This is a genomic window from Pelagicoccus sp. SDUM812003 (assembly GCF_031127815.1).
Lineage (GTDB): Bacteria > Verrucomicrobiota > Verrucomicrobiia > Opitutales > Opitutaceae > Pelagicoccus.
Genome location: NZ_JARXHY010000007.1, coordinates 42,888 through 66,516, shown reverse-complemented (window position 1 = coordinate 66,516; position 23,629 = coordinate 42,888). Strand labels below are relative to the sequence as shown.

At 57.6% G+C, this 23,629-nt stretch carries 14 protein-coding genes; 5 read left to right on the top strand and 9 right to left on the bottom strand.

Annotation, left to right across the window (positions count from 1 at the left end; all coding sequences use genetic code 11):
- Positions 1–120: 120 nt before the first annotated feature.
- The gene (locus QEH54_RS11220; protein ID WP_309018767.1) at positions 121–9,696 is read right to left on the bottom strand and encodes a PQQ-dependent sugar dehydrogenase; all 9,576 of its coding nucleotides are present in this window, start codon (positions 9,694–9,696) and stop codon (positions 121–123) included.
- Positions 9,697–10,430: 734 nt separating this feature from the next.
- Here QEH54_RS11220 and QEH54_RS11215 point away from each other — a divergent pair.
- Positions 10,431–10,571 (top strand): hypothetical protein, encoded by a 141-nt coding sequence (locus QEH54_RS11215; protein WP_309018766.1) that lies wholly within the window; start codon positions 10,431–10,433, stop codon positions 10,569–10,571.
- 304 nt (positions 10,572–10,875) lie between these two features.
- Here the strand turns inward: QEH54_RS11215 and QEH54_RS11210 are convergent, their stop codons facing one another.
- Complete coding sequence (locus QEH54_RS11210; protein WP_309018765.1) at positions 10,876–11,256, bottom strand: STAS/SEC14 domain-containing protein; 381 nt, start codon at positions 11,254–11,256, stop codon at positions 10,876–10,878.
- A 162-nt stretch (positions 11,257–11,418) separates the two neighbouring features.
- Between QEH54_RS11210 and QEH54_RS11205 the strand changes: the two genes are divergently transcribed.
- From QEH54_RS11205 to QEH54_RS11195, 3 genes are all read left to right on the top strand, one after another.
- Positions 11,419–12,021: a cyclic nucleotide-binding domain-containing protein gene (locus tag QEH54_RS11205; protein WP_309018764.1), complete on the top strand. Its 603-nt coding sequence runs from the start codon at positions 11,419–11,421 to the stop codon at positions 12,019–12,021.
- Positions 12,022–12,110: 89 nt separating this feature from the next.
- Positions 12,111–12,569 carry a DMT family transporter gene (locus tag QEH54_RS11200; RefSeq protein WP_309018763.1) on the top strand — a complete coding sequence of 153 codons (459 nt, stop codon included), beginning with the start codon at positions 12,111–12,113 and terminating at the stop codon, positions 12,567–12,569.
- A 2-nt stretch (positions 12,570–12,571) separates the two neighbouring features.
- A complete protein-coding gene (locus QEH54_RS11195; protein ID WP_309018762.1) occupies positions 12,572–13,402 on the top strand; it encodes an arylamine N-acetyltransferase in 831 nt (276 codons plus the stop codon).
- Positions 13,403–13,444: 42 nt separating this feature from the next.
- On the opposite strand, the gene QEH54_RS11190 is transcribed toward QEH54_RS11195, so the two are convergent.
- From QEH54_RS11190 to QEH54_RS11170, 5 genes are read right to left on the bottom strand one after another with little or no spacing between them, the layout of a single operon-like run.
- Positions 13,445–13,822, bottom strand: a complete 378-nt coding sequence (locus QEH54_RS11190) for a response regulator (RefSeq protein WP_309018761.1) — start codon at positions 13,820–13,822, stop codon at positions 13,445–13,447.
- Positions 13,823–13,832: 10 nt separating this feature from the next.
- Positions 13,833–15,092 carry a hybrid sensor histidine kinase/response regulator gene (locus QEH54_RS11185; RefSeq protein ID WP_309018760.1) on the bottom strand — a complete coding sequence of 420 codons (1,260 nt, stop codon included), beginning with the start codon at positions 15,090–15,092 and terminating at the stop codon, positions 13,833–13,835.
- Positions 15,093–17,744: an ATP-binding protein gene (locus tag QEH54_RS11180; protein ID WP_309018759.1), complete on the bottom strand. Its 2,652-nt coding sequence runs from the start codon at positions 17,742–17,744 to the stop codon at positions 15,093–15,095. It abuts the gene before it with no gap.
- A 19-nt stretch (positions 17,745–17,763) separates the two neighbouring features.
- Entirely contained in the window at positions 17,764–19,191 is a 1,428-nt protein-coding gene (locus tag QEH54_RS11175; RefSeq protein WP_309018758.1) for a class I SAM-dependent methyltransferase, read from the bottom strand.
- Positions 19,191–20,267, bottom strand: coding sequence for a hybrid sensor histidine kinase/response regulator (locus tag QEH54_RS11170; RefSeq protein ID WP_309018757.1), 1,077 nt, complete (start codon positions 20,265–20,267; stop codon positions 19,191–19,193). The genes QEH54_RS11175 and QEH54_RS11170 overlap by 1 nt, the downstream gene beginning before the upstream one ends.
- A gap of 357 nt (positions 20,268–20,624) precedes the next feature.
- On the opposite strand from QEH54_RS11170, the gene QEH54_RS11165 reads away from it, so the two are divergent.
- Positions 20,625–21,680 (top strand): hypothetical protein, encoded by a 1,056-nt coding sequence (locus QEH54_RS11165; RefSeq protein ID WP_309018756.1) that lies wholly within the window; start codon positions 20,625–20,627, stop codon positions 21,678–21,680.
- Between the two features lie 51 nt (positions 21,681–21,731).
- On the opposite strand, the gene QEH54_RS11160 is transcribed toward QEH54_RS11165, so the two are convergent.
- Together QEH54_RS11160 and QEH54_RS11155 are read right to left on the bottom strand one after the other, a co-directional pair.
- Positions 21,732–22,775 carry an aldo/keto reductase gene (locus tag QEH54_RS11160; RefSeq protein ID WP_309018755.1) on the bottom strand — a complete coding sequence of 348 codons (1,044 nt, stop codon included), beginning with the start codon at positions 22,773–22,775 and terminating at the stop codon, positions 21,732–21,734.
- Between the two features lie 57 nt (positions 22,776–22,832).
- A complete protein-coding gene (locus QEH54_RS11155) occupies positions 22,833–23,606 on the bottom strand; it encodes an AraC family transcriptional regulator (protein ID WP_309018754.1) in 774 nt (257 codons plus the stop codon).
- Between the last annotated feature and the right edge of the window lie 23 nt (positions 23,607–23,629).

The following is a 23,629-nucleotide window of genomic DNA, read 5'->3' as shown; positions in this document are numbered from 1 at the left end:
AAACTGTCGAAACGACTTCGTTCATTGTTTTTTTACAAGAGATCATTTGAGATACGTACGTATTCACTGATTAGATACTTTATGCGGACATTCCGATAAATCCCGATTGGATCAGTTCCATTAGAAGTATTTGCCTGACAAATACATTTCCACCTGGATTCTCTCTGCCTGAGAGAGCGCTCTATTGTAGATGAGCACTGCGGCTATATCCATGTCTACATAGCCGTTATCAGCAATCTCCGCGCCGATGACGATTCGATTCACCACTGTCGCGAAACTATGATCAAAAGTGTCGATTACGACGCCGTCCTTATAGTGCTTGGTGGTTCCCGATTCGTGGACGCCTGAATGTACCAGCCATCCCGTGTTGAAAACGTTCGTTCCGCTCACGGAATCGTTCGCGCCTCCCCAGCCTTGCACCGTCAGGGCGCCGTTTCTGGGATCGACCGCGAGCCCATAAGTCTGGTTCTCGGCGCCGAAACCATATGCGACTCCGGCAGTGGTGTCCGCATCCCGGTAGCGAGCGAGCACGATGACGGTACGGTTGGCGTTTCCTGCCGGCAGGCCGGTCACGCCGCCTACCCGAGATAGCTTGTCACCGACGCCATCCAGCTGAAGAGCAGGGCTGCCCGACGGAGTTAGACTGAGCGCAACGGTCGGATTGCCGGATGCAACAAGGTTGTTGCCCATGCCCGAACTATCCGCCCAACCTGATATCGTGGTGCCGGAGGCGATGCTAATGGTGGAGGGCGACATGTCGGTCTCCAATCGCAGCACGAGTCCAGACGAAACGAGCGATCCACCACTCACCACCGTGAAGCTCAGGCTGGCATCATCGTACTCCCCACCCGAATCGGTGACCGACGCCGTGATGGTGTGCGTCCCGGCGGAAAGCGACACGGAAACCGAAGCGCCCGTTCCGAAGGCGCCGTCCTTTGAAGAGCTCCAAACGATAGCTCCAGCTATGTTTCCGTCCTCAGGGTCTTGCGCAGTGGCGGTGAAGGTCATGCTCTGCCCAGCGGCAACTGCTGAACCTGAAGCCGGACTTTGGATAGTCAGGACTGGCGGCTCATTGACCAACTCGGCGACGCTCACCGTTACCGAGTCGCTGGCTTCCACCGACTCCGAGTCCTTCACCGAGGCGGATATGACATGCGTGCCAACGGATAGGCTGCTGACGGACAGAGTCGCTCCTACGCCGAGAGCTCCGTCCCGGTCAGACGCCCAAGTCACCGCCGAGGAAAGGTTTCCATCCTCCGCATCGGAGGCGGTCGCGCTCAGCGTGACCTGATCTCCTTCGCTGAATGAGGCGCCATTCGCTGGCGATGCGATGCTGACCGTCGGCGCGGAGTTCGGCTCGTCAACGATCTCAATGGTGATCGTATCGCTTGCCTCGGAGCCGGCTCCATCCGTGACAGTGGCTTCGATCAAGTGGGAGCCGATCGAAAGCCCTACATCTACACTGGCTCCAGATCCCAACGCCCCGTCGATGCTCGAGGTCCAAACGATCGAGCTCGTCAAATCTCCATCTTCCGGATCCGAAGCGGTTCCGGAAATCGTGACAGTATCCGTATCGAAGAACTGGGCACCGGTGGTCGGGCTTGTGATCGTGACGGTAGGAGTCTCGTCAGGTTCCTCGACCGTTATGGATACCGTATCCCAAACAGGTACTCCCAAAGCATCCATCACGGTCGCGTAGATCACGTGCGATCCGGCCGAGAGGGTCGACTCTATCGAAGCGCCGACACCAAGGAATCCATCCACATCCGAATACCAGACCGTGAGCGCGGACAGGTCCCCGTCCTCAGCATCGCTCGACACCACAGAAAGCGTCAATGGTTGCGTGGTGGGATAGGAATTGCCATCGAGCGGAGACGTCACCAGAAGCTGGGGCGACTCGTTGCTCGTCGAAGCAGTCATGTATTTATTCGATAGATACAGCTCCACTTCTTGACGCTCGACCTCCGACAGGGCTCGATCGTACACGAGCAGCGCGGCTACATCCATATCAGCGAAGCCGAAACCGGCGATTTCTTCGCCAATGACAATTTCCTCGATGATGGTGTCGTAGGTGTGGTTCCATTGTCCCAGAAGCTGGCCGTCCTTGAAGTGGCTTCCCACATTCGAATCCACGATGCCCGCGTGCACAAGCCAGCCAGCGCCGAAGACTCGGGTCTTCGAGATCAGGTCGTTCGGCGTTCCCCATCCCTGCAGCACGAGCTCCCCTGCCGGAAGTTTCGTGATAAGTCCGAAGGAATGGTTGCCCGAGCCTTGGCCATAGGTCGCTCCAGCCCAGGCGCTTCCCGGACGGTAGCGAGCCACGAGGAACATCGAGCGATCGCTCGCACCCGCCGGAAGTCCTGTGATGGATTCCGAAACCAAGCGTTCCAGCTTGTCGCCTTCGCCGTCCAAAGAGATGGCGACACCGCCCGCAGGTGTGGCATCGACAAGAATCTGCGGAGCCCCGTAAGCGGTCAGGTGATTGCCTTGACCGGATTGATCCTGCCAAACAGCAACATTATCGGCAAAGCTCGTGACGATCGAATCATCCGCTTCCAGACGAAGCACAAGCCCCTCGGTGATGAGGTTGCCCTCGATGACCGCATTGACTTGCACGCCCACCGCATCAAACGCCGGCAGACCTCCCGAGTCGCTGACAGTCGCGCTCACGACATGCTGGCCGACGCTCAAGCTGGTGGCGATCGAAGCCCCCGTACCGATCGGGCCGTCCAAGTCGGAGACCCATTCGATGCTAGCCGACAAGTCACCGTCTTCCAAATCAGAGGCCGTGGCGGCGAAGTTGATCTGGACGTCTTCGTCGACCGAGCTTCCGTCCGCCGGACTCGAAATGTCCAGCGTCGGAGCGGTGTTTCCAGGCTGCGACGAGAGATAGGTTTCCTGCAAATAGCTTTCAACCTGCACGCGTTCGGACAGCGAAAGAGCCCGGTCGTAGACCAGCAACGCTGCCACATCCATATCGACGAAACCGTAGTTCGCGATTTCCTCGCCAATGACGATCTCGCCCACGCCAGTATCGTATACATGGGCGAACTGTCCGATTTGGGCTCCATCGCGATAGTGAGTGGCGATGCCCGAATCCACCATGCCGGTATGAATCAGCCAAGCGTTGCCATAACCCACCGAGCTGGAGATCAGGTCGTTTTCAAGCCCCCAGCCAGTCAGCACAAGCTCGCCGGTCTTCTGCTTCGCCAGCAGTCCGAAAGCCTTGTTGGGGCTGCCTTCTCCATACGCGAATCCCGCCCAAGCCGAGCCGCCGCGATAGCGAGCCAACATGAACACGGTTCTGTCGGCGTTGCCGACCGGTAGCCCCTGGATAGCGCCGTCCGCGAGACTGCGCTCCAGCTTATCGCCCGCTCCGTCAAAGGATACCGCAGCGCGATTGGAAGGGGTCGCTCCGAAGAGGATTGTGGGATCGCCGTAGCCGTAGAGATCGTTTCCGTTTCCGGATTGATCCGTCCAAGCGCTCACCTTGGCGCCTCCGCTGTATTGCACGCTAGCGTCGGCCTCCAGTCTGAGCACCAGACCGTCGGTCAGCAGCGAGGAGTCCAACTCATCGACGACCAAAGTGTAGTCTGCTCGATCCGTGGCCCCATTTTCATCAACCACTTCTACGGTGAAGGAAAAACTTCCCGCGCTCGTGGGCGTGCCACTTAGCTCGCCAGTGGTCGTATCAAGATCAATTCCATCAGGCAGGGATCCAGCGACCACGCTCCATCCACTCAGGGACGCCAGGTCCACCGCATTCAAGGCGTGGGCGTAAGGCAGGGAAACTTGACCGCTTGGAATCTCCGATTGAGTGATCAGCGGTCCAGGGGCTCCACCCAGCGGGAGCAGGTCGAACCGCTTCACGTGGTACTCAGCTCGGATCACCGCGAGTTGAAGCTTTCCGAACATCGGATCGACCGACATGGCTTCATTGACCTTGATCCCGTTCACAAAGATTTGGAGCAGGTCTCCGTCCGCAACGACGACCATTTGATTCCAGTCGCCCTCGGGACGCTCGACGTCGTTTTGCCCCCGATAGCCGGTGACGTCCTGCCAGTTGGGATCCCAGCCGCTCCAGTGGATAACGTCTTTGCCATCCGCGAACGTCTGCAAGGCGCCGTTCGAATCCCACACGATACCATCGTAGCAATTCCAGTTGTTTTCGATACACGCGACCTGAGAAACAAATGCCGCCAGCGATGGAGAGACTCCCGTCCCCGCCATCGAGAAAATGTCTCCAAGACTTCCTTCAAGAATCTGGATCATGGTTCCAACCTGCAGCGGATTAGGTGACTCCGGATCAGGAGCTACACTGTGCAGGACTAGGCCAGCGTGCCTCGCTTTCCCCACTTTGTTGCCAAAGGTGTTTTCTCCCCATTTAAATTCGAGAACGGCCACGTAATCGCGATACGCGCCTTGGGTTACCAACCCGCCAAATCCATCTCCAGAAACGGCGAGCTGACCATCCACTACCTCGAAGAGGGTGCTCGGATCCGGCGTGATCGATTCCGAATAAACGAGGTCGAAACCGCTCAAATCCTGCTGGTTGAACAGGGACAACGGCTCGCTCGGAGAAACGCCAGGAAGCACCTCGATAGCAATCGTGTCAGACGCCTCCAACTCGCTGGAGTCGATCACACTCGCAGTGATGACATGCTGCCCCTGACTCAAAGAAGCGACCTCTATCGATGCTCCCGACCCGAGCTCTCCATCGAGATCCGAACTCCAAACGATGCTCTCCGACAGATCGCTTTGATCGATGTCGCTGGCGGTGCCAACAAACGTAACCGCTTCACCTGCATCGAAGTTCGCTCCATCGGAGGGTTGCTCGATGGTCACCTGCGAAGGCTCGCCTCCCCTGTAAGGATCAAGGTACTTCACAAAAAGGTAGTCTTCGACCGCCAAGCGCTCCTCTTCGCTGAGAGCTCTGTTGTAGATCAGCAGGGCGGCTACGCCCATATCGATGTATCCATAGCCTGCGATTTCCTCTCCAATAGTCAGCTCCGACAGAACCGTGGCGTAATTGTGCTGGAACTGCCCAAGCATTTCGCCGTTGAGATAGTGCGCGGCATTTCCGGAATCGACGATGGCGCTATGAATCAACCAACCGGCCCCATAGGCTGGCGTTGTGGAGAGGAGGTCGTTTTTCGTTCCCCATCCTTGCAGAAACAATTCACCAGTTCCCTGCTTCGTTCCTAAGCCGAAAGCCTGATTCGACTTTCCAGTTCCATAGGAAGCGCCACCCCAAGCGGATCCGCCATCATAGCGGCCCACCAGAAAGATCGTACGATTGGCCGAACCGACCGGGAGCCCGCTTATCGTATTCGCGCTGTTGATACGTTCAAGCTTCTGACCGACTCCATCGAGCTCGATCGAAGGCATTCCGGACGGTGTGGCATCCAGCTGCAGCGTCGGTCCGCCTCGGCCAAACACATCATTGCCTCGGGCCGTCTGGTCGGACCAGGAGATTATCGTTTCATCGACATCCGTCTCAACCCCGAGATCCGACTCCAAACGGAGGGCCAGTCCCTCCAACACGAGGTTCTGGACAGATTCCGAAGTGACCAGCACCGAAACCTTGGCATCACCCGCGAGTCCACCGCTATCAGCCGTGGCAGCGGTGATTTCGTGGGCGCCGAGACTGAGGGCGACTTCCGCGCTGGCGCCGCTAGCAAGTTCCCCATCGATGCTGGAAACCCAGATGATCTCGGAGGAGAGATCGCCATCCTCAGCATCGGTGGCTGTCGCGGTCAAGGTGATGGTATCTGTATCCAGAAACCGCTGTCCCTCGGTGGGCGAGGTGATTTGCACCGTTGGTTCCGAGTTGGAACCCGCTTCTTCGAAGTACTTCTTGAAAAGGTAGCTTTCCAGCTCGGCCCGCTCCAACTCCGACAGCGCTCTATTGTAGATGAGCACAGCAGCGGTTTCCATTTCGATGTATCCATATTCCGCGATCTCTTCGCCTATGATCAGCTTGCCGCTTCGAGTGTTGTAGTTGTGAACGAAAGCTCCGACTTCCGCGCCATCGACGTAATGGGTCGCTACCCCCGCTTCCAGCACCGCTCCCTGAATGAGCCATCCAGCTCCGAAGCCAGGTTCATTCGACGGGAAGTCGTGCACATTTCCCCAGCCCTGCACGAACAGGTTGCCGTCGTAGGCCGAGACGCCCACTCCGAACGCTTCATTGCTCCGCCCTCTTCCATAGGTCACGCCACCGGACCCAGTTCCGCTCTTGTATTTGACAACCGTATACACGGTTCTGTCGTTGTTTCCAAGGGGCAGACCTCCGAGCGGATCGGTCGCATTCACCCGCTCCAAGCTGTCTCCCACTCCGTCGAAGGCGATCGCTGGCAAACCAGCAGGCGTCGCGGAGCTGATGAACTGCGGATTTCCCGTAGCATCCAAATCATTTCCTAGTCCGGATTGATCCAACCAGGTTGCGACAGTCGCGTCATCCGGAGAGAGCATACCGACATTTTGATCCGATTCAAGCTGCACGACCAGCCCCTCAAGAGGCAGGACACCGAAGTTGGGTATGACGTAGACCGTAATGCTCTCCTCGCCCAAATTGCCTCCAGAATCCGAGACTGAAGCGGTGATTTCGTGAGTACCGTATCGAAGCGAGTCCACCGCGATGGTGGCTCCGCGTCCCAACGCTCCGTCCAAGTCCGAACTCCAGACGATCTCTTCGGCGAGATCTCCATCCTCCAAGTCGTTAGCCGCCCCTTCGAAGGTGATGAGGCTTCCTTCCTCGTAACTGGTCTCGTTCAGAGGGCTGGTGATGCCGACCACAGGCGCTTGGTTCGACGCGATGCCCAAATACCTCTCCTTGTAGTAGTCTTCAGCCTGGGTTTGCTCGACCGGATCCAGGGCCCGATTGTATACGATGATCTCAGCGACATCCATATCGAGGTTCTTATTGCCGTCGATCTCCTCGCCGATTCGCATCTTGCCGCCCGCTGTGGCGAAGACATGGTTGGCCGTTCCAGCGGGCTCGCCATCCACATACTGAGTGAGCACTCCATTGGAATACGTCGCTGTATGCACTTTCCAACTACCGACTCCATTCACCGGCGGATCGGTAAGAACGTCGTTCGCGCTGCCCCAACCTTGCACGCCCAAGCTTCCATCGGCAGACAAAGTCGTGCCAAACACGCTATTGAGCTTTGGAGACCCGTAGGCCGCTCCAGCCCAACCGCCTCCGGGAGCTGTTCCGTTGTAGCGAGCGACCATTATCATGGTCCGATCCTCAGCCCCCATCGGCAGCCCGATCAGACCTTCCGTGGCCAACACGTCATCAACGCCGTCGAAGTGGATGTAATTCTCGCCGTTGACTCCACCAGACACGAATGTCGGCTGTCCCTGCGCCTGGAAGAGATTGATATTCTCGCTCTGGTCGAGCCAGGTATCCACCGCGTCGCCATCGAGCGTCACGCCCTTGTCGCTCGCAAGATGAAGCTTCAGGCCTTCCTCGGGCACGCCCAAGCAGTCACCCACCGGCACGTAGAAGGCGGTCAAATGAAGGTCCTCATCGGGCATGATGATGTGGAGAGGATTATCGGTCGATCCGTCCGACCAATTGCTGAACGCGTACTCGATTCCGTTGATGCATCGCGTATCCGGAACGGATATGATGTGATCCCAGTTCACCAACGTATCCAATATATGGAGCGTTTCGACCGCGGTGTTTCCGTTAATCTGCACCACCGTTTTGCTCGGCGAGGAATCGACGATGATGTTCGCCTTTTCCGGATACACGTCGATGGTCGCTTGAGTCGACAATCCGCTGGAATCCGTGACCGTCACTCTGGCTTCGTAATAGACCGGACCGCTAAAGCCTTGGCCTTGAGACGGGATGGAAAAATCGATCGAGGAAACGCCTTCGTCAGGCCCCTGAGTCGGGTGCAAGTTCCCCGGGCGAACAAACGTTATTTCCCACACGAAGGCTTCCGGACCCATGACTCCATCTTCGACGTCGATAGCCTCCGCGGAGAAGGTGAAGACATCACCGAACTGGAACATGCTATCGTCAGCTCCCTCCCGGTTGTTTGTAGCCGAGATGCTTTGAATGACCGGAGCATTACCCACCGTCACCTTCTTGAGCCTGGATTCGGTCAAACCGCCATCGGTCACGTACAAGGTCGCCGTGTACACGCCATCGTCTTCATACGTGTGATTGATGGTTATCAGATTGTTGTTCTGCAAGGCAGCAAACTGCGTCGAAGTCCCGTCCCCGAAATCGATGCGGTAGCTGATACCCTCCCCTTCAGGGTCATGGGACTGCACCTGGAAGGTGACATCGAGCGGAGAGGACCCCTCGTCGTAATCCGCTTCAAAGAGATCGATCACCGGTCGCGGATCCACGCCATCGTAGATGTAGCGTCTCAACGATCCCAATACAGATGGGTTCGCCTCCCCATAGGCACCACCGGAATCAGTGAAGCTAACGTAATAAAGAGCACCGTCGGGCCCGACCTCCAAGCTCACGATACGGCCCACCGGGCTGAGATCGAACGGATAACTGATCGTGTCAGGGTTCTGGCCGTCAATCGGCGCAGGGTCGGGGTTCGGCGAGATCGAACCGTCCTCGTTGAAAAGAAGATAGCGCACAAAGTCTCGTGTCGAATCCGCATAGAAATACGCGCCCACGTACTTTTCAGGAAAGTTGGAACCACGATAAACCACCCCGCCATTGATCGCCGAGGTCTGGCCAGCGTGCCGCCAAGCGAAAATTGGCTCGCCCGCGATTCGATCGATGTTCGCTCCCGGCCAGTCATTGTGCGGCGGGAGGCCTTCCACGGTCGGCCACCCGAAATTGATGCCGTCGAAAACGAAATTGTCCTCAGCGGTTCCGTAGTCGTCGTCCACGATCTGATTGGATTCCGGATCCCATTGGATAACATGCAGATCCTCCCAAGCAGTAGTCTGAGTGTTGCCTCCAACCTCGCCAATGTAGTAGCGGTTGGTCTCCAAATCCCAACGGGACCGGAAGGGATTTCGCAGACCATAGGCGACGATCGTGTCGACTGCCCCACCTGGCCCATCCACAAACGGATTGTCCTCTGGAATGGAGCCGTCCTTGCCGAAGCGATGAATCTTGCCACCTCCAGCTTCGAGGCTTTCAGCGTAAGACCCTTGGAAGTGGTCGCCAGTGGAAAGCCACAGGTTTCCATCAGGGCCAAAGTCCAAGCCGCCACCAAAGTGGCAACAGGAGTCGTAGCCGTGCGTATCCTGCCACAGCATCAGTTCGGACGCTGGATTGCCACGGCTCGTCAAACCGCCAGAATTCTCCACGTGCGCGAACCGCGAAACGCGGGACCTCGGACCGTTCGGCCCGGACGCCGGGGTGTAGAAAATGTAGATGTAAGGATCCGTGGGGAAATTCGGATCGAGGGCGATATCGATAACCCCTCGCTCCTGAGTGGAAACAAGGCCCGCCGCATGCGACGGATCGCTCAGGTCCATGTAGGTCGCGAATGTCGCCGGCCCCTCGCCCGTCACGTCCGCGATCAGAATCTCACCCCGCTTGAGAAGAAGCAGCAATCGGCCATCCGGGAGAAACCGCATGCTCATCGGTTGCTCCAGATCCGATAGGACGACCTCGACCGCGAAATCGCCAGGCGGCGCTGACTCCGCGTCTTGCACCTGGTAGGACATGATGCCGAGCACCAGCGCGCATAATAATGTCATTCGGATTAGGAGCTTGCGCAAGCTCCGCCCTCCAGAGCGAGATGAATGAGCCATAGTTGATACAATGTTGGATTCCTGCCTCCCCTCTCGCTCACATCCGCTGGTAAGGCGGCTGATCACAAAGAGAGTTCTTCACTAAGCGGATTCACTAGAAATTTAAACTTACTAATCATGGCAATAAAATTAACAACTACTTCGACACGAGCAAACCATGAGACATCTCCTTTTCACTATATAGTGCATTTACAACACCTCCTCAGAGAATTCCTCATAGGATAAATTGAGCGCCTTTTAAGCCTTTACCCTTAATCCAGCAGGGCACTCTAGAGATTATCTTATCCTCCACTATTCTCTCTGATCCAATATCTTATGAAACAATTCTTAACCCTAAATCATAAACTTTTTACTAGCTAATTGTTTACCCTTATTTTATTCGCCGTTTTTACTAGAAAGTCTCAATCCATGACGCAAAAACTACACAAAGCGACTGATATATCACTTATAAATAAACTAAATTCCTCAACAAAAGGAACTTACCCTAAGAAACCCAAAACAGAGTGTTTACCCTTATTTTTTAAACTTTTATACCCTCATTATAACCGCAATATTTTACGTCTTTACTCGCAATGCGAGACCGACCGCTAAAGTTGGTTTCAGCATCCCCTGCCCGTAGTGTTCTTACCTCGCACATCCTAAAGCTTTTCCCTGTACGCCTCTCTTCCTGCGCTTAATCCGTGCCAAAAAGCGCGTTCATCTGCGCATTCCAGGAAGTCCTTCCGGAAACCATCACCTCCTATCCCTTCCGCAATCGCGTCAATCCCTGCGCTGGAACAGCGATTTCGCCGCAAATGATCAATTTGATGCCGGAAAAGTGACCTTAATCGTTTTCCCCAGTCGGCATAGCGCCTAGCTGCGGATCATTTCTGATCAAAAAGGGCCGCGAACCTTTCGGGATTCCGATCAAAGGGAAGCAATTTTACAGAATCGCAGGCTAGGTTCGTTCTCGATTTCGCTAAAACCGCCTACAAACGTAGGCTCTGATTTTCGAAATCCATCAGACGAATCCCTAGGATGCCTATCAATGACACCCTAATTCCCTGCGGCGCTTCACGCCGCAAGCGATCTCTGCGCGACCGACGCGCAAAAGAGAGCCCGAAAAGCCCTGCTCGCCTCGCCTTATCAGGTGCCTTCCCTGAGCCAAGCCTTGGCCAGATCCATATCGGAGAGGTCGTAGAAGTAGATCTGCGCTTTCGTGAACGGCTTGCAGAGGCTTGCCATGACGCGCTCCCATTTCTTGTCGCCAACCATGGCGATGCGGGTGATCGCATGATAATGGGTGATGGCGAACTTCACGTCTTCGAAAAACGCCCCTACCGTCATGCCTTGAAAGCCGGCGAAGTCCAGCAGCAGACGGACCTGGCCATGCCGCTTCACTTCCTCATCGATTTCCGGGACGAAAATTTCATAGTCCGCTCGCTCGAGCTTACCTGAAATGCTAACGAGTAGAATCTTCCCGTTCGCTTCCTTGCGAACGGATACGTTGTGAGCCACTTCCTGCATGCCGACCTCCTTTGAGTTGCGCCGAGATCACCGCGATCCCGGAGGCCTAGAGACTACTACACTGCGGACCTAAACGCAACGCTCCCTGCAACAAATGCTCTCCGATTCCCGGACGGCAGCAGAGACTTGCCAGGGAGGCCGCGTCGAGACAGCTTTCCGCTCATGAGCGACCACAAGCTCCAACTCATGCGCGACGCGATGGAGCGGTACGCCAAACTCAGCGACGACACCTGGTCGCGCCTGCGCAGCCAATGCCGGGAACGGCGATTCGACAAGGGCGACTTGCTCGTGCGCATCGGAGAGCCGAGCCGCTACCTCTTTTTCGTCTGCCACGGGCTGATCCGTTCGTTCACCCTCTCGGAGGACGGAAAGGAGTACAACAAGCACTTCTTCCCCGAAAACAGCTTTCCGGCTTCCATCCGAACCCTGCTCCGAGGAGGCCCTTCGGAGTTTGCCCTGCAAACGCTCGAGCCAAGCGTGGTTCTGGAAATCGATCATGCCGCCTATCGCCGCATCCTGGAAGCTCGCGAGGACTTGAAGTGGTATCACATCCAATACCTGGAAAAGAACTGGGTGCTAGATAAGGAGCCGATCGAGGTGGGGCTTGCCATCTCCGACTCCCGAACGCGCTACCAGACGTTTCTCAAAACGTATCCCGAGCTCGCTCACCGGATCCCGCTGCACCACATCGCCTCGCGCATCGGAGTCACCCCCACCCAGCTGAGTCGTATTCGCAAGTCGCTGACAGAGCGCGAGGCCGATTGAGGGGCGAGCTTGCGCCAACCAACTGCTTTTTTCGCCCGCTCTCAACCCATGTTGAGGCGCCGTCGACGACTCGCTGCTATGCTCCGCCCATGAACACGTTTCTTCTACCAGCCGTCGGCCTGCTCGCAGGGGCCGCCATCTCCATCCAAAGCGCCCTCAGCGGACAGCTCAGCCAACGGCTGCGCAATCCGATGCTGGCCAGCGCCTCGGTCTATCTCGTGGGGTTCGTCTGCATCGCCCTCTTTCTCTCCATACGCTCCAGCTCCTTCCCTTCACGCTCCACCCTGCTGGAAACGCCTCGCCATTTGTGGGTGCTTGGCGGCGCCATCAGCGCCACTGCCCTTTCCTCCGTCTACTGGGCCATGCCCAAGCTTGGAATCGGCTCCACGCTGATCTGGGTCATCTGCGGCCAACTGATCTGCGGCGCCCTGGCCAGCCACCTGTCATGGTTCCACCTTCCAGCCAGCCCTCTCTCGACTCAACGCCTCCTGGCCCTTGCCCTGGTATTCGCGGGAGCGCTTCTCTACACACGACAACCGACGATCTAATCATGCCCACTCTTGCCCCCCCTCCCTCCGCCGGTCCGTCGATCGACCTCGACGCGTACCTAAGACGCATCGGACTCTGCGAACGCCCGGAACCGAGCCTGGCGTTTCTCAAACGCCTTCACCGGCTGCACGAATCCACCATCCCCTTCGAAAACCTGGACGTGCTGCTCGGCCGAGAAATCTCGATCGAACTTCCCGCCATCCAACGCAAACTGGTCGAGCAAGGACGTGGCGGATATTGCTTCGAGCAAAACAGCCTCTTCGCCGCGGCGTTGCGAGCGATCGGCTTCACCGTCACCCCCATGCTCGCTCGCGTGCTCTGGATGCAACCCACGCAGGCCGTCCCCCCTTTGAGCCACATGATTCTTCGCGTGGAGACCGAGCGTGGTCCTCAGCTGGCCGATGTGGGCTTTGGCGGCGTGGGACTGGTCGAACCGATTTCGCTGAGCTCGACCAGCGTGCAGCACCAGGCCTTCGAACCACGACGACTGCTCAAATCAGGAAGCGACCTGTCCCACCAGATCCAATTGGGCGAGCGGTGGCAGGATATCTATCGCTTCACCCCGATCGAAGCGGCTCCGATCGATCTGGAAGTGGGAAACTGGTTTTCCTTCACCCACCCGAAGGCTCGCTTCCGCAACTCGCTCCTGGTGGCCCGCCTCGCCGAAACTGGGCGCATCATCATCTCCAACAACGAGCTCATCCAGCGGAGCTGGGATGGCGAGGTCTCGCGAGAGACCCTGCGAAGCGAGGAAGGGCGTCTCGATGCCCTAGGGCAGCTCTTCGGCCTCACGTTTCCCGAAGAGACCCGATTCGGCCTGCTGGACCCGTAGAAAGCGGCAGCGGACCGTCGACCGAGCTCGCCGAGCGAGCAGCTAGCGTGAGATCTCCTTCAGAGCCTCGATCATTTCCGATGCTTGGATGGGCTTGGAGAAATAGCGGTCCGCCCCGACCAGTTCGGCCGCCTCTCGAATCGCTGGATCCACGCAGCCCGTCAGCATGAAAACCGGGGCCGTGGAAATGTTTTTGAGCTCCCGGATGACTTCCACCCCATCAGCCCCCTCCATCAGGTGGTCAACCACCGCGAGTTGGTAGTCGATCGGTCGCAGGCTCTCCAGAACGATATCTCCCGATTCCACCGCCAGAACCTCCCAGCCGTAGTGCTCGAAAAGCATGGTGAGCGATTCGCGCACGCCTTGGTCGTCATCGATAACCAGCACGCGCTTGCTTGCGGCTTGCGTTGCTTGTGGCATCTGTCGCTCTCTAGTCCCCAATTAGCTTCTTCTCCCAGGCTCGTTCCGCCTCCATGACCTTCTGCATGAACGCGTCTTCGCCGCGAGGCGCCGGGATCGACGCCGGATCCTGCGGCAGCCAGATCTCAAATCGCACACCTCCCATCGCCGAGGCTCCAGCGCTGATCGATCCGGAATGATGGTGCACTAGAAAGAAGGCCGCCAATAGATTGATGCCATACTGATCCGGCTTGCCGTTTCGCGTGAAGAAGGGGTCAAACAGGCATTGCAGGTTGCTCGCCGTGAGTCCCGGGCCATCGTCCTCCATCACGATACGCACCCCTTGCACCCCTTGGCTGTCCGCTTCGTCCACCAGAGAGAGGCAGAATCGCCCTCCCTCGTTGGAGTTCGCGAGCTCATCCTTGATCATCAAATCGAAAAACCGGTCGATCATGGAGCGGTTGACCGCGATCTGCGACACCTCTGCGGGTTCGAACTCCACCGTGATCGAGCGGGATTCGAGGGCGTTTTTCTGTCGCTGCAAAGCGGCCGCGATCACCTCGTTCAAATCGACGTCATCCCCGTTCGGCACGGACGGCGGCTCTGGGATCTCCTGCACCTCCTTGAGCAGCTCGAGCACCTTCTGAATGGAATCCTGAGCCGTTGCGTAAAAGTGGTTCCAGTAGTTCGGATTGCGCAGGTTTTCCAGATCGACGTTCTCGCTTTGCAGCTTCAGCGGAGCGAGATCGAGAAAGGTCTTCACCGCAGTGAGCCCGTTGCGCATGTGATGGTTCAGTCCAGCCGCGAAAATCCCCAGGCTGATCAGCCGATCCGTCATCATCAGCCGCTGCAAGGCGGAGAGCTTTTCGCGCATCAGCAGATCGCGCTCTCGCTGGATCAGGAAGAACTCCATGGCGCGCATGATGTTCACCTCCAGCTCCGGCGTCTCGACCGGCTTGGTGATGTATTTGTAGATCGCCCCTTCGTTCACCGCCGCGATAGCGGCATCGATGTCAGCGTAGGCAGTGCAAAGAATGCGGATGGTCCGCGGCCGCGAAGCTCGGATCTTCTCTAAGAGATCGGTCCCCTGATCACCAGGCATGCGCTGGTCAGTCACGATGACGGCGAAGGAATCAGGAGCCTCCTCGAAAGCCGACCAGGCCTCCTCGGCGTCGTAAGCCGTCACGACATCGAACGTATCCAGCAGATACTCACGAACCAAATCCGTCGTCTGCTCCTCGTCGTCGACGAAGAGAACGCGAAACTTCTTATAATCGTAAGGGACTGTCATCTACTTGTGGATACTATTGGGTTTTTTACGCTCGTAAGCCGGGAAATCGATCGCGAAGCGGCACCACTGCCCAGGCTCGCTCTCGACTCTCACAGAGCCTTCATGCTGCTGAATTATTCGGTGGCAGATGCTAAGACCCAAGCCCACTCCTTGTCCAACCTTCTTCGTCGTAAAGAAAGCGTCAAAAATTCGCGTCTGCTCCTCGCGAGAGATCCCGATCCCGTTGTCGCCAAAGACCAGATACACTCGTCCCGACTCCTCGCGGCAGCTGATAGCGATCTCGCGTCCTTCGCCGCCTTTCTCCTTCAAACTGTCGACGGAGTTCTGCAACAGGTTGATGAACAGCTGCACCAGCTGGCTCTGGTTTCCCCGGATCATCGGCGCTCCCTCCATCTCCTGGGTGAGCTTGATCTCCGCAGCGGGGATCTGCACGAAGCGGATGGCGTTGGCAATGGCCTCCTTCAAGTCGACTCGCTCGAATCGAGTGGTATCTGGGTGCGTGAACTCCCGCAAGCTGGAGACAATGGTGGAGACGCGCCGGATCCCATCGTGCAGGTCGCTGAGCGGCTTCTCGATCAGCTCCGGATCCGGATGCGGCGATTTGCCAAGGCGCTTGCGTATCAGATGAATGGATGCGGTGGCGTAGTTGAGCGGATTGTTGACTTCGTGCAGCAAGCCGGCGCTCAGCTGGCCGAGCGTGGCCATCTTGGCCTGCTGCACCATTTGCGTCTCCGTTTGCTTTATGAGATCCAGGGCCTCCTCCAAGCGCTTGGTTCGATCTTCGATCTGCTGCTGCAGCTCGTACACCGAAGCGAGATTGCGACAGCGGGCCATGAGCTCGGTAGAGGAGAACGGTTTGGTCAGGAAGTCGGTCGCTCCAGCGTCCAAAGCCTGAAATTTCGATTCTTCGTCCATGCGAGCGGTCAGGATGATGATGGGCACTCCGCGATGGCTCGGCATCTCCCGCAAGCGCCGCGTCGCTTCGATCCCGTCGACCTGCGGCATCATGAAGTCGAGCAGGATCAGGTGGTGCCTCCGTCGAGCGGCCAGCTCAAGCGCTTCGGCGCCGTTGCTCGCTTCGTCCATCTGGAACCGTCCCCGAAGCTGCGATCGCAAAAACCGCATCATTTCCGGTTCGTCGTCGGCGACTAGGATTCTCGGGCGGCCATCGCCCGTTTGCTCCTCCTCGTCACCGAGCGTCTCCTCCGTCACCTTGTCCGCGTTGGCTCTGCTCTGCACATGAGCGGGGAAAAACTCCGCCCTTCGATAGAGCTGCTCCAGCCATTTCGTATCCACCTGAACTTCTCCTTCGCTCACCTCGATGGGCGCGGGCTGCAGCTCCAGCTCCACATTCAAGCTGACCTTCATCACCGTGCCCGATCCTAGTTCGCTGCTGGCCTCCACGTTTCCGCCATGCAGTCGCGCAAGGTCCCTCACCAGGGCCAAGCCGATGCCCACTCCTTGATAGCGCCGGTTCGAAGAGCTCTCCGCCTGCCAGAATCGGTCGAAGATGCTGGCCAGCTCCTCGGGAGCGATTCCCTGCCCCGTATCCTCCACTTCGATACGAACCAAAGATCCGTCTCGGCGGGCCCGCAATACGATGCTGCCGCCAGGCGGCGTGAACTTGATGGCGTTGAACAGCAGGTTCAGGAGAATCTTCTCCACCTTGTCCTGGTCAAGGTGAACCTGCCGCTTACCTTCGTCGTCTATTTCCCAACGAAACTCCAGATGCCGCTCCTGGGCCATGGGGAGAAACGACCGACAAATGCCCTCCAAATAGGGACGCAGATCGATGGCGGCCGGACGCAGCTTCAATGAACCGCTTTCCAGACGGACCAAGTTAAGCAGGTCGTTGATCAGGCGCATCAGGCGCATGGCGTTCTGCTGCATGATGTCGAGCAACTCGTCGCGCTCCCGCTCCGAAACGCTCTCCCGAGGGCTTCGCAACCGATCCAACGGACCGATCAAGAGCGTGAGCGGCGTCCTCAGCTCGTGGCTGATGTTGGCGAAGAAATTGGTCTTCGCCTTGTCCATCTCCACCAGCTTCTGGTTCGATTCCGTCAACTGGCTTCGATTCTGATCGAGCTCGTGACGCAGCACGAACTCCCGAAACTTCATGCGGTTAAGTATGTAGGTTCCGGATACGACTATAATGCCAGTCAGTCCCAGAAAGTAGAGATTGTTGAACAATATCGACTCCGACGCATTCCCGTTTGAATACACCGCCGCGCCATACATCAGCAAGGTAATCGCCACCGCCACCAAGGTATCCAAAGTATACATTTGCACCACCCAGGAGAGCCCCACGAACACAAGATTGAGCCCCGCGTAGTACGGCGATTCGGCGCCTTCGGTGAAATAGACCATCAGGCTGATGAAGAAGGATGGGAGCAGGAAGATGAAAAGCCCGAAGGGCCGATAGACGTGCTTTCCAAGCGGCGTCTTCAAAAACCACCACCCGGCAAGGGCGATGGCCGAGCACAAGAGCCTCAACTCGAGGAAGAAGCCCAGCTGACCAGGATAGACGAAGTAGTCCAGCAGGCTTCCCAGCGGCATCAATGCGACGATGAACAGGGCCGCCACTTTCGAGGTCCCCAACTGCAGCCCTTTGTTGTACTCGCGGTATTCGCGGTCCAGGCTGCTCTTCTTCATCGAGGGAGCCTGCTGCATGTTACTCCGGCTTGCGAAGCTCCAGAAAGATATTCGCAGCGGACGCGTCCTTGTGCACGCTCACCCTATCAGCGGGCGCCTCGGAAGGAGCGAGCTCCGCGAATTGCTCGGCATTGCGATAAATGAGGTGCCATTCCGTCACGTATTCCATGACGTTGCGCACGGGATTGCTATCGTCCACATTGGTCGCCACCACGATCCCTCCCGGAGCGGTCATCTTGTAGAACGTTTCCAGCAGGCGCTTGCAGACACGATCCGAAAGGTAGTCGAAAAGGCCGGCGCAATACACCAGGTCGTACACCGCCTCTTCGCCCTGCACATCGCCGATTCTCGGTCCTTCCTTCAGGATCTGGTTCACGGAGCGCTGGATCATGCGGATCGAGGTCGAGCGGCGATGCCTCGATTTCAAATCCCTCAGCAGCTGCCCCGTACGAGTGATGGTTTCCTCATTGAAGTCGAGCAATGCGAAATCCGCCATTTCGCAGAGCTCGTCCTTGGCGAGAAACTGCTGAACCTCCTTCGCCGGTCCACAGCCAAGATTGAATATGCGCGCCCGTCGGCCCTTGCTCCGGCAGCGACGCGTCTCGTTCGAAATGGTCGTAAGCAAATAATCGATACGGTTTCGATGACCCTCCGCTGGAGGTGTCGCCAAAAACTGGATATTCACGACCTTGGCGAATATCGACGCTCCTTCCATGGGGTCGCGCAGAATCATGTTCACCATTTCATAGTCGCCAGCATAGCCCAGGGGCTTTTCGAAGGTTCGATGCACAAAGGGTGCGCACAGGAGCAACGGGTGCAACTGGCGCCGGCAAAACGCTCGGTGGATGTCGCGGATCTGCTCGGGCACCTCCTCCGCTATCTCCTCGAAGCGCTTGAACTGATCGGCGATGACGGGCGCCACCAGACTGTTCACCTTCTCCACCACCTTCACTTCGTAGTTATCCCGCTCCGGTGGCGGGGCCGAACGCACCGACATCTCGATGTTCTCCGTCCAACGGCGTATGTCCGTGAGAAAGGTCTCGATGTCCGATATCAGAATCTTGAGCTCCGCGGAGATGCTGCCCACCTTCTCCCATTCCTTGATCAACCGGTCGAAGTCGTCCGACAGCCGCTCTACCTGAGCCGTGGGCGAGAGCAGCTCCACATCCAGCCAGCTGTCTTCGTCCAGCGTGGCTTCGCACACCAGCACCAGTCCGGTGTTCACCATGTTGCTGACGATCGCTCTGCCTTGGTAGACCTTACGGGAGTTGATGACGATCTCGAATTCGCCAAGCACCTCCGAGAGCTGAAGGATGCTGTAGGGATTGTAGACCTCGAAGGTGACCAGATAGCGGGTCATCCTCATCAGCGTCGCCCTCAGCTGGGTGCCTTGGCTATTGCGACATACGATTAGGCTTTCGTTCTCTAGATCTTGGGAGGCGCTCATCAAATGGCGGGAAGCTGTACGGTAAATGTCGTTCCCCGACCAGGACGAGAGCAAAGCGAAATCGAGCCGCGGGCTGAGTCGACGATGCGACGCGCGATGAACAGCCCCAATCCGGTTCCCTTCTTCTTCGTCGTGTAGCGGGGTTGAAATATCTTTTGCCCGACGGCGGGATCGATGCCTGCTCCGTTGTCGCTCACGCTAAACTCCACCATGCCATCCCTCTCCCCTGCTCGAAAGCGCACCCATCCCGCCTCGCGCGGCACCGCTTCGATCGCGTTCTGCAGCAGGTTCACCAAAATCCGAATCGTGGCATAGCGATTCAGGCGCGGGCTGACCAGCGGCGATTGCACCTCGAGAAGCAGCTCCACCTTCTTGGCCTCCGCTCGCAGGCGAACCAGACCGATCGCCCACTGAGCGATCTCCTCAGCGGAAGCGTAGTCTCCGCGCAGGTTCTCCGGTTCGGCAAACGCCCGCCATTGCTCGATCAACGACGAGGCGTACTCCACATTCTTGTCGATCATCTCCGCCAGACGAGCGCACTTTTGGGCATCGCCCACGCATTCCTGCATCATGGCGGAAATCGCCGACAGGCTAGTCAGCGGGTTTCCGATGTCATGGAGAAAGGACGAGGCGACCAAGCTGTCGTCGGACGGCTCCAAACGACCGTACGCCGCACTCGACTCCTCCACCTCAGGGCCCAGCACATCGTCAAGATTCGAAAGCTCGCGCAGCCGCGAGCGCAGAGCCAGAGCGTCGAAGGGCTTGTGCAAGCAGTCCGAAGCGCCAAGCCGCATCGATTCCTCGACCGCCTCCAAAGTGGCGTATCCAGTCAAGATCACAACCGGGGCCGAACGATTCATGCGTCGGATCGAACGCAAGGCGTCGAGCCCATGCTGATCAGGCAAATGCAGGTCCAGGACCACCACGTTCGGATTGAGCGAATCAAACAGCTCGACCCCTTCTCTAACCGTGCCAGCAGCGTGCGCATCGAACTCGTCCTTCAGCAACATGAGCAAGGCGCTGCAGACCGAAGGGTCGTCGTCGATCAATAGTATTCTCTTTTTCGTGTCAGTCAAAACGTGGCTCTCAGCAGATAGATAACAGTTGTAGGAACAGGTACTTAACATACAAGTGCCAAAGCCCGCCCGCATCGCTAAAGATGCCCTCGACTCAAGGCTTCGATTGGGGAAACTAGGATAACAAACTAGAGCTTTATACCGACGCTTGGGTGACTTACCTCAGAAAAGACCAGCGGGCAAACGCGTAGACACGATTCCGGAACATTTCCCCTTCGACGATTCGCTGGCCCAAGCTTTGGAAACCTCAAAAAGGCTTCCTCAAACGACTTCCATCTCCGCTCGCCAAGGTGAACGAGCCAGCGTAGCCAAACTATTTTTGTTGCACTTGTGTGCATCTTATATGACGTTTCGGCCATGAGGTCGCATACCCCAGTTCGCCCCTTTCTCCTATCATTCGCGAGCGCATTCGCTCTTGCAGCCGGCCTGACCAGCGCCGAGCCGCAGGGAAACGCCAGCGAGGCGACTCAGCCTGCGCTCGCCCAGTCCTCGCATGCCCTGCTCGCCAGCTGCCAGCGGGGCGTGGCCTACTCGGGCTTTCGCCATGGACAGCATCCCGATCGGGGAGACGGAGCGTCGCTGCCCACCGACGAGCAAATCCTGCAGGACCTGCGGATCATCGCCTTCGACGCCGGCTTCGAGCTGATTCGACTCTATGACAGCCAGCAAAACTCTCAGGACGTGCTGCGTCTCATTCGCGAGCATGATCTTCCCCTCAAGGTGATGCTTGGCATCTGGCTGAAGGCGGAGCTGAGCAATCACCACGATTGCGCCTGGCTCACCGAGCCGATCCCAAGCGCCCAGCTTGAAAAGAACAAGCTCGCTAATCGTCTCGAAATCGAACGCGGTATCGAGCTCGCCAACAAGTATTCGGACATCGTGGTGGCGGTGAACGTCGGCAATGAAGCGCTTGTCACCTGGAACGACCACCTCGTCTCGCTCGACTCAATGATCGACCACCTGGAAACCGTGCGATCGCGTATCCAGCAACCAATCACAACCGCTGACAACTACAAGGTGTTCGCCGACTACGGACCAGAGCTGGCGGATCACCTCGATTTTCTTGGCGTGCACACCTACCCGGCGTGGGAGAGCAAGACTGTAGAGCAAGCGCTCGAGTACACCATCGAGAACTTGCTCGAAATTCGCTCCGTCCTGCCAGACAAGCCGATCGTCATCACCGAAGCGGGCTGGGCCACAGTCGCCAGCGAATTTCCCGAACAAGCCAGCGAAGCCAACCAAGCTCGCTACTATCGCGAGCTTTTCGACTTCACCCAGCGCCACAACATCACCCTGCTCTGGTTCGAAGCCTTCGACGAGGACTGGAAGGGCAACCCAGCGAATCCCGACGGAGCCGAAAAGCACTGGGGCCTCTACGACATTGACCGCGAGCCCAAAGCAGCCATGCGATAAAGCTAGGGTGCAGGCGCCGCCCCGGACCACCACATAACGTCTCTATTGCAGCTACTCCGCAGCGCGCTCCAACCGCCCCAACATCTCCTCGCCCAGTTCGATCGCCACCGACTGCAGATTGCTGAGATACTGATCGAAACGACTAAAGCCCAGCAAGGGGATCACCTTCGGCCTTTGACTCATCAACCAGGCGTACACGAGCTGGCTTGGCAGGACGCCCATCTCCGCTGCTCGCGTTCGAATCCGTCTCAGACGTTCCCACGAGGCTTCGCTTTCAAACTGGCCCCAAGCATAGTATGCTTTCCGTTTCTGATCATCGTCGTACAAGCCTTTAAGCAGAGGCGAATAGGCAAGCAGCTGCACCTCCGGATTTTCCTTCAAATAACGAAGTAGCTCCGTATCCACATTTCGCATCACACCGAAGTCCGCCCCGGCATTTGGCTGCAGGTAGGAATACTGTTGCTGGATCGCCACGATGTCCGCCCAGCCCTCGCGCTGGCAAATCTCTCGAGCCTGCCGCAGACGCTCGGTCGAATAGTTGCTACACCCCAGATAGCGCGCCTTACCCGTCTCCACGAGGCTATTCAGGGCCTCCAGCGTCTCCTCCAACGGCACCCGTTCATCCATGATATGGGCATAGAAGAGGTCGACACGATCCGTTCTCAATCGACGTAGGCTCTCGTCCATGGAGCGCCGGATGGTCTGAGCATTCTGCAGCTCGTAGTTGTCCGGCAGCAGGCTCCAGTCAATCTCGCCAGAGGCATCCCTCATGGCGGAGAGATCCCTCAATCGGCCGCCCTCTTTCGTCGCGAGAAAGACCTGATCCCGCGCCCTTCTCTCACGCATCCATTTGCCCAATACAACTTCGCTTTCGTCGCCCACATTCTCGCCAGCGCCAACCCACCAAGCATAGCAATTCGCCGTATCCATAAAATTCCCACCAGAGGAGCGAAAATGATCCAGAACGCGAAAGGACTCCTCCTGACCGATCGAGGACCCCATCAGCATGCAGCCCAAGCATAGTTCGCTAACGCGTTCTTCCGTGGCGCCGAGCGGTGTTTTCTTCAGTTCTATTCGAGTTGATACCTGTGTCATAACAACGGACAGCGTATCAGCCTCGAACCGCCTCGTATTGAAGAAATGCGAACAGCCTTAGTCCAAGCCTCCCGCCCAGCCGGGAGGCATGAGCTCCACTCTCTCCTGAAAGCGCCGAGGAGTATATCCCGTCATATTGGAAACGTCCCTGTTCATATGGGCCTGGTCGGAAAACCCGAAGTCAGAGGCCACGCCGGACCAGTTTCCCTCGATAGCTCGGATACGGTTCGCCAAGGCGCCGAGTCGGGTTATCTTCGAAAACGCCTTGGGCGAAATGCCGAGCGAACGCTTGAAAACGAGCTCAAGAAAGCGGCGACTCACTCCTAAAGCGTCCGCCAGGTCCTCGATCCGCATGGTCCCGCGGGAGCCAATGATCCGATCCGTGGCGCGACGAATCCAAATCGTATCCGAATTCCCCTTACCGATGGAGCGATCCAGAACCGGCGACAAACAGGGCTCCACAACGCTGGCCGACTCGCCTGCGGGAAATCCCTCGACCAAATCGCTAGCGGCCACCCCTGCGATCTTCGTCAAGGACAGCTCGTCGTCTTTGGCCCGCGCCAAGCCTGCCAGCTCACTCACGAGAGGCGCTCCGGGACGCAAGCGAACGCCCGCGTAGCGAACGCCCGCTTCCATGGAAAGTAGCCTCGGCTTAGTGGCCACCCCGTACGCGACGAAGCGCGGGGTCTGCCTCGAGAGAACGATTCCCAGATCGAAACGACCATCAGGAATCACTTCGAAAGTCCCCTCCTCGGAAGCCTCGGTCAGCCAAAAGTACTCGACCCATCGGGCCCACTTCTCAGACGGCAAGGCGACTGTCCAGCGTTTCATAGCGGGAGGCATCATCGCGCAAG